The 4,871-nt window shown below is 62.0% G+C and carries 7 protein-coding genes; 1 reads left to right on the top strand and 6 read right to left on the bottom strand.

Going from position 1 to position 4,871, the window contains the following annotated elements:
• The coding region (locus KBF66_RS18840; RefSeq protein ID WP_296661188.1) for an ATP-binding cassette domain-containing protein at positions 1–347 on the bottom strand (347 nt) is incomplete at its 3' end.
• The gene (gene pyrF / locus KBF66_RS18835) at positions 340–1,194 is read right to left on the bottom strand and encodes an orotidine-5'-phosphate decarboxylase (RefSeq protein WP_296661186.1); all 855 of its coding nucleotides are present in this window, start codon (positions 1,192–1,194) and stop codon (positions 340–342) included. The genes pyrF and KBF66_RS18840, both read right to left, overlap by 8 nt.
• 79 nt (positions 1,195–1,273) lie before the next feature.
• On the opposite strand from pyrF, the gene KBF66_RS18830 reads away from it, so the two are divergent.
• Positions 1,274–2,224 (top strand): cation diffusion facilitator family transporter, encoded by a 951-nt coding sequence (locus tag KBF66_RS18830; protein ID WP_296661183.1) that lies wholly within the window; start codon positions 1,274–1,276, stop codon positions 2,222–2,224.
• Between the two features lie 16 nt (positions 2,225–2,240).
• On the opposite strand, the gene KBF66_RS18825 is transcribed toward KBF66_RS18830, so the two are convergent.
• From KBF66_RS18825 to KBF66_RS18810, 4 genes are all read right to left on the bottom strand, one after another.
• Complete coding sequence (locus KBF66_RS18825; protein WP_296661182.1) at positions 2,241–3,098, bottom strand: uracil-DNA glycosylase; 858 nt, start codon at positions 3,096–3,098, stop codon at positions 2,241–2,243.
• 18 nt (positions 3,099–3,116) lie between these two features.
• Complete coding sequence (rimI, locus tag KBF66_RS18820) at positions 3,117–3,593, bottom strand: ribosomal protein S18-alanine N-acetyltransferase (protein WP_296661179.1); 477 nt, start codon at positions 3,591–3,593, stop codon at positions 3,117–3,119.
• Complete coding sequence (gene tsaB / locus KBF66_RS18815; protein WP_296661177.1) at positions 3,590–4,306, bottom strand: tRNA (adenosine(37)-N6)-threonylcarbamoyltransferase complex dimerization subunit type 1 TsaB; 717 nt, start codon at positions 4,304–4,306, stop codon at positions 3,590–3,592. Before tsaB ends, rimI begins: the two co-directional genes overlap by 4 nt.
• 140 nt (positions 4,307–4,446) lie before the next feature.
• Positions 4,447–4,871 (bottom strand): HD domain-containing phosphohydrolase (locus tag KBF66_RS18810; RefSeq protein WP_296661174.1); only part of this gene is annotated, 425 nt, incomplete at its 5' end.

Here is a 4,871-nt window from a genome sequence, read left to right as displayed (position 1 = left end):
CGCGCCTTGATCTCCCGGTCTTTCAGGCCAAAGTAGCGCCCATACACCAGCAGGTTCTCGGCGCAACTGAAGTCCGGGTCGAGGGTGTCCATTTGACTCACCACGCCCAACTGCGCCTTGATCGCCAGCGCGTCCTGCGGCATCTGCAATCCAAAGGCCTTGACCGTGCCGGCATCTGGTACGGTCAGGCCCAGACACATGCGGATGGTGGTGGTTTTGCCGGCACCGTTGGGGCCGATCACACCCAGGCACTCGCCCGGTGCAATGTCAAACGACATGTCACTGACCACTGTGGCATCAGCGTAGCGTTTGACCAGTCCCTGAACCGAAAAAATGTGCTCACGCATCAACAGTGCCGCCCTTGGCTACTGCCAGCGCCGTACGCATCAGGTCACGGGTACGCAATGCCTCGCGCCGCGCCGCCTCAGCAAAATCCTCTCCCGACGAGGCATACAGGATGGCCCGCGACGAATTGACGATGATCGGCGTGTCCGAGTCCGCCATCGCGGCCTGCACAGTGGCCAACGCGTCACCCCCCTGGGCGCCGACACCCGGGATCAGCAAGGGCAGGTCGGGTGCCAGCTGGCGCACCCGCGCAATCTCGGCCGGATAGGTGGCGCCCACCACCAACCCCATCTGCCCATTGGCGTTCCACTGGTTTTGCGCCAGCGCGGCAATGTACTCAAACAAACGCGGGCTGCCGTCCACGCTGGCCAGACGCTGCGACTGGAAGTCATCGCCACCCGGATTGGAGGTGCGACACAGTAAGAACACCCCCTTTCCAGCGTGCTTCAGGTAGGGCTGCACCGAGTCAAAACCCATGAAGGGCGACAAGGTCACCGCGTCGGCCCCGTAACGCTCAAACGCCTCCAGTGCGTATTGTTCGGCGGTGCTGCCAATGTCGCCACGTTTGGCATCCAGAATCACCGGTACCTGGGGTGCGGTACGCCGGATGTGCTCGATCAGTGCCTCCAACTGCGCCTCGGCCCGATGCGCGGCGAAATAGGCGATCTGTGGTTTGAAAGCCAGCACCAGGTCTGCTGTGGCGTCGACGATGGCGGCGCAAAAATCATAAATCCGGCCGATATCGCCCTGGTGCCCAGCCGGGAATCGACTTGGCTCAGGGTCGAGTCCGACACACAACATCGACTGGTTTTGGCACGCAGTCGCGTGCAATCGTTCTGAAAAGTTCATGGCTGGATTGTATGAATCCGCACCAGTTCGCGCGCAAGCGCATAAACTGCACGGCATTGCCATCCCGTTTGTTTGATTGATGCAGCACGACCCCATTTCTGAGCCACACGACCACCATCCGTACAGTGCCACTGAACGTGCCAGCGCCGCCTCGCGCAGCACCTGGGTCAGTGTGGTGGTCAACGTGGTCCTGACCGTGGTGCAAATTGTGGTGGGTGTGCTGTCGAAGTCACAGGCACTGGTGGCTGACGGCATTCACTCCCTGTCTGACCTGATCGCGGACTTTGTGGTGCTGTTTGCCAACCACCATAGCCAGAAGGCGGCTGACGAGGACCACCCATACGGACATCAGCGGTTTGAAACGCTGGCCTCGCTGACACTGGGGGTCTTGCTGTTGCTGGTTGGCATCGGCATGTTGTGGTCGGCTGCCACCAAACTGCAGGCACCCGATTCAATCGCCGTGGTGCATGTGTCGGCGCTTTGGGTGGCGGGTATCGCACTGGTCGGCAAAGAAATGTTGTTTCGCTACATGCTGGTGGTGGCCAAACGTGTCAAGAGCAGCATGCTGGTGGCCAATGCCTGGCATGCGCGCTCGGACGCGGCGTCGTCCCTGGTGGTTGGTTTGGGCATCATCGGCAACCTGGCAGGGTATCCGATTCTGGACCCGATTGCCGCAGCCATTGTGGGCTTCATGGTGGCCCGTATGGGCTGGACCTTCAGCTGGACGGCCATACACGATCTGACTGACCATGCGGTCGACGATCACGAGGTCCAATCAATCCGCCAGACCCTGCTGGAAACACCGGGCGTGAGCGGTGTGCATGATGTGCGGACGCGGAAAATGGGTGACATGATTGTGGTCGACGTCCACCTGGAAGTACTGGCCACACTGACCGTGGAACAGGCACACGACATTTCGGTAGACGCCCAGCAGCGGGTCATCCAGCACCACCGGGTGTTGCACCTGCTGACCCACATCGACCCGTACCGGCGCCCCGATCTGGACCATACTGCGGTGCGCCACATCTGAGCTCCCCACAACCGGCTCAGGCCTGGATCGGCAGCCCTTCCACCACGTCCGCCGCCAGACACAGGTCCTGCCAGGCACGCGCCTTGTCGGCGGCAGTGCGCAGCAGGTAGGCCGGTGGGTAAGTCACCACGACCGGCACGTTCTGATAACGCCAAACGGTGCCGCGCAACTTGCCCAGTGGCAGTTTCAGGCCTTGCGGATGCGCCTCTTGCAGCACCACCTGCATCGCAAAACGCCCCATCGCCAGAATCACCCGCGGTTGCAACAACGCAATCTCGCGACGCAGATAGTGTGCGCAAGCCGCCAGGGCCGCTTCATCCGGCGCACTGGGCAACGCTGGCCGGCACTTGAGCACCGAACTCAGATAGGCACTGCGCAACGTCACCGACGGTTTGGCCCCCTGCGTGGTATCGGGGGTGGCACGCTGCACGCCAACAGCACGCAACATGTTGTCCAGCAATCGGCCGCTCTCGTCCACGAAGGGTCGCCCGGCGCGCTCCTGCGCATCGTCGGGTGGATCGCCCAGAACCAGCCAGTCGCATGGCAAATGTTCGGGCGGCGGCAGCAACACGGGTGCCTTGCGTCCCAGACACATGCGGCATGCCTGACATCCGGCCACCCCTTGCTGCAACTGCCCCCAGTCCATTTGGTCAATAGCGGCCGGCAGCGGCAGCAAGGCGCTGGGTGCTGGCTGAGTCGGTAGAGCCGGCGGTGACGGTCTCGGACTATTGAGCGCCTCAACGGGAGGCCGTGCCGGCTCCGCCGACGTCAACTCAGACTCGCCCGGCGCTGTGCCGACATCGTGCGGCCACCAGACAGGCACGCCCATCTCGGCCAGCATGGCACGTTGGCGATGGTCCAGATTCAGGCTCATGCACCGATTCTCACAGACTCAGTCGGGGCGCAGTCGGCAACTCATCACCAGCGCGTCCTCTCGCTGGCCATCGCTGGCGGGGTAATATTGCTTGCGGCGCCCAACAAAACGAAAGCCGTGGGCCTGGTAAACCTGGATGGCACGGCTGTTACCCGAACGCACCTCCAGCCACAGCCAGTCCGCGCCCTGCCCGCGCGCCCACACCGTCAGCGCCTCCAGCATCCATTGGGCCCAACCCTGGCGCTGGTACGCTGGTGCGACCGTGATGTTGAGCAGATGGACCTCCTCAAAACCCTTCATCGCCACAAAGTAGCCCAGCAAAACATCACCCGCCAACAGGCGTTGTGCCTGGTAGCCGCTGGCCAGGCAGTCACAGAAATGATTGCGCTGCCAGGGGTGGGCGTAGGCCTGCTGTTCAACGGCCAATACCGCGTCGAGGTCTGCCATCAGCAGCGGCGCAAAGTGGGCCTGTGGATCACCCGAGCCCGTGCTCATGTGGCGCTGCTCAAGGCGGCAGCCTTGATGGCGGCGCGTTCGTGCGTGGTTTGCGCCACCTTGTCACGCACGTAGGTGGGCAGTGCCTGCGCTGCCGCCACGGCACTGCCACCCGCCAGTAGCGCCGGCGCCAGCCGCAGCATGGCCTGCGCCGTTGGCATGGCCGCGATACGCCGACTCAGGAGGGCGGGCAGACGTGACCCGTACACTCCAAACACATTGCCCGCCAGCAGCACTTCCGCCAGCCCTGTGAAATCGTCCAGTTTGTCGGGAGAAATCAGGCTATAGCCCTTTGTTTTCAACCAAGTACCGCTTTCATAAGCGTAACAAGCCGCGTACATCTCATCCATGCGGGCATCCAGCAGCGCGGTGACGTGAAAACGCTCATCCGCACCCTGTTGCCAGCGGGCCTCCTCGGCCACCGCCAGCAGGGTATCGACCGGCAGCACAGGCAAGTCGGCACCAAAACCCAGTCCCTGCGCCACGGCACAGGCACTGCGCAAACCGGTGAAGGACCCCGGCCCGGCGCCAAACACCAACGCGTCCAGGTCTGCCCAGCACAGCGATGCCTGCATCATGAGGCGCTGCAATTGCGGGATCAGCTCTGTGGAGGTCAGAGCCCCGCCTGCAGCGGTGTGGGTCAGCATTTGCCCCTGGCACTGCAGCGCCAGCGACAAACACTCGGTACTGGTATCCATGGCCAGCAGCTTCATGCCCCGCTCCAAGCTGATTCAATTGCAAAAAACAGCGCCAGCCCAATACTGATTTGACCTAATAGCTTCTTATTCAATAGTTTTTTACGGTGTGAATACCCAATCATGGGGGCATTATCCGGTGCGTGCGATTGGCGCGCCTAGGGCGACAAATCAACCGCATCAAGTTGATCGGCCGCCAGAAACTGCTCGCCGTACTGGCGGTACACACCCGAATGGACGAAAACATCAAAAATATCGGGGTCGATATGGTTGTCCTGCTTCATGCGCTCCATGATGCGCAACGCCTGCGAGAGTTTCATGGCGGGTTTGTACGGACGGTCGCAGGCGGTGAGTGCCTCAAAGATGTCGGCAATGCCCATGATGCGGGCCTGCACCGACATCTGCTCGCGAAACAGCCCCTTCGGGTAGCCTTTGCCGTCCATGCGCTCGTGATGACCGCCAGCAAACTCGGGCACGTTTTTCAGATGTTTGGGCCATGGCAGGCGCTCCAGCATTCTGATGGTGGCCACGATGTGGTGATTGATCACTTCGCGCTCGGCGGTGGTCAAGGTTCCTTTGCGGA

Source organism: Rhodoferax sp., from assembly GCF_018063565.1.
In the GTDB taxonomy this organism is placed as follows: Bacteria; Pseudomonadota; Gammaproteobacteria; order Burkholderiales; family Burkholderiaceae_C; genus Rhodoferax.
The sequence above is the reverse complement of the archived record's forward strand: the minus strand, read 5'-3'. Positions and strand labels throughout refer to the sequence as shown.

Excerpts from the sequence above, each read along its gene's own strand:
- pyrF (WP_296661186.1), bottom strand. The coding sequence starts at position 1,194 with ATGAACTTTTCAGAACGATTGCACGCGACTGCGTGCCAAAACCAGTCG.
- KBF66_RS18830 (WP_296661183.1), top strand. The coding sequence starts at position 1,274 with ATGCAGCACGACCCCATTTCTGAGCCACACGACCACCATCCGTACAGT.
- KBF66_RS18825 (WP_296661182.1), bottom strand. The coding sequence starts at position 3,098 with ATGAGCCTGAATCTGGACCATCGCCAACGTGCCATGCTGGCCGAGATG.
- rimI (WP_296661179.1), bottom strand. The coding sequence starts at position 3,593 with ATGAGCACGGGCTCGGGTGATCCACAGGCCCACTTTGCGCCGCTGCTG.
- tsaB (WP_296661177.1), bottom strand. The coding sequence starts at position 4,306 with ATGAAGCTGCTGGCCATGGATACCAGTACCGAGTGTTTGTCGCTGGCG.